This window comes from Microbispora sp. GKU 823 (genome assembly GCF_002027145.1).
GTDB classification, from domain to species: domain Bacteria; phylum Actinomycetota; class Actinomycetes; order Streptosporangiales; family Streptosporangiaceae; genus Microbispora; species Microbispora siamensis.
Genome location: NZ_MWJN01000241.1, coordinates 1 through 1604 on the forward strand (window position 1 = coordinate 1; position 1604 = coordinate 1604).

The following is a 1604-nucleotide window of genomic DNA, read 5'->3' on the forward strand; positions in this document are numbered from 1 at the left end:
GGACTGGGTGAAGGTGTTGCGTTCGGGGTCGTAGCCCTTGTCGCAGACCTCGGCGTGGATGCGGTCGCGCAGGGCGCGCCAGCGCTCCACGTCACCGCGCCGGCCCAGCTCCTCGATGACACGGACCATGCGGTCGGCCGCGACCCAGGCCATGATCTTGGAGTGGACGAAGTGGCGGCGGGGGCCGCGCACCTCCCACAGCCCCTCGTCGGGCTGGTCCCAGTTGTGCTCGAAGAACTCCATGACCTTCGTGACCAGGGCCCAGGCGTGGTCGTCCGGCGCCATGCCCTGCTTGCGCGCCTGATAGAGGGCGTCGACGAACTCCCCGTAGATGTCGAGCTGGAGTTGCGTCGCCGCCCCGTTGCCGATCCGCACGGGCGTCGAGTTCTCGTAGCCGGACAGCCAGTCGAGCGTCATCTCCGGCAGGCGGCGTTCGCCGGCCACGCCGTACAGGACCTGGACGTCCTCGGGGCGGCCGGCGATGGCGCGCAGCAGCCAGGAACGCCAGGCGGCGGCCTCCTCGACGTATCCGGCGCCGGTCAGCGCGTCGAGCGTCATGGAGGCGTCGCGCAGCCAGCAGTAGCGGTAGTCCCAGTTGCGCACCCCGCCGATGTGCTCGGGCAGCGAGGTGGTCGGCGCGGCCACGATGCCGCCGGTCGGGCTGTAAGTGAGCGCCTTGAGCGTGATGAGCGAGCGGACCACGGCGTCGCGCCAGGGACCCCGGTAACCGCATCGGGAGACCCACTCCTCCCACAGGAGCCTGGTCTCGGCGAGCTGCTCCAGCGGGTCGATCCGCTCCGGCTCCGGCTGATGGGAGGGGTGCCAGGTGAACACGAACGGCACCCGCTGCCCGGCGGTCACCGTGAACGTCGCCTCATGCCGGTAGTCGCCGCCCCGGAGCGGGACTCCGGAGTGGATCCAGACCGAGTCGGGGCCGCCGATGGCGTGCAGGTGCCCGTTCCTGCGGCGCACCCAGGGGACGATGCGGCCGTAGTCGAAGCGGATGCGGATCTCCGTCGTGATCTCCACGGTGCCGGACAGGCCCTCCACGATCCGTACGAGATCGGGGTTGGCGTGCCGGGGCGGCATGAAGTCGATCACCTTGACCGCGCCCGTGGGCGTCTCCCAGACGGTCTCCAGGATGAGCGTGTCCTCGACGTACGCGCGGCGCGTGGCCTGCTCGTGTCCCGTGGGGGCCAGGCGCCAGAAGCCGTTGGACTCGTCGCCGAGCAGTCGCGTGAAGCAGGAGGGGGAGTCGAACCGCGGCAGGCACAGCCAGTCGATCGAGCCGTCCCGGCCGACGAGGGCGGCCGACTGCATGTCGCCCACCAGGGCGTAGTCCTCGATCCGCATGCCCGTCACGCTACCGGGCGCGGGCCGTCCGCTCATCCGCGAGTGCGGCTGTCACATGCTCATCACCTTCGCCGTGCCGGCGGCGTGTGCCTCTCCGCTCAGCGCCTGGGCGGTGTGGATCAGGTGGATGTGGCTGAACGCCTGGGGGAAGTTGCCGAGTTGGCGGCCTGTTTCGGGGTCGTATTCCTCGGCGAGGAGGCCGACGTCGTTGGTGAGGGCGATGAGGCGTTCGAAGAGTTCGACGGCGTCGT

2 protein-coding genes are annotated in these 1604 nt (G+C 70.3%); both read right to left on the bottom strand.

Going from position 1 to position 1604, the window contains the following annotated elements; all coding sequences use genetic code 11:
• Positions 1-1353, bottom strand: a 1353-nt coding sequence (locus tag B1L11_RS44480; protein WP_143738008.1) for a glycoside hydrolase family 15 protein, incomplete at its 3' end; no start/stop codon positions are given.
• 51 nt (positions 1354-1404) lie between these two features.
• The coding region (locus B1L11_RS44485; RefSeq protein WP_256863447.1) for a glycoside hydrolase family 15 protein at positions 1405-1604 on the bottom strand (200 nt) is incomplete at its 5' end.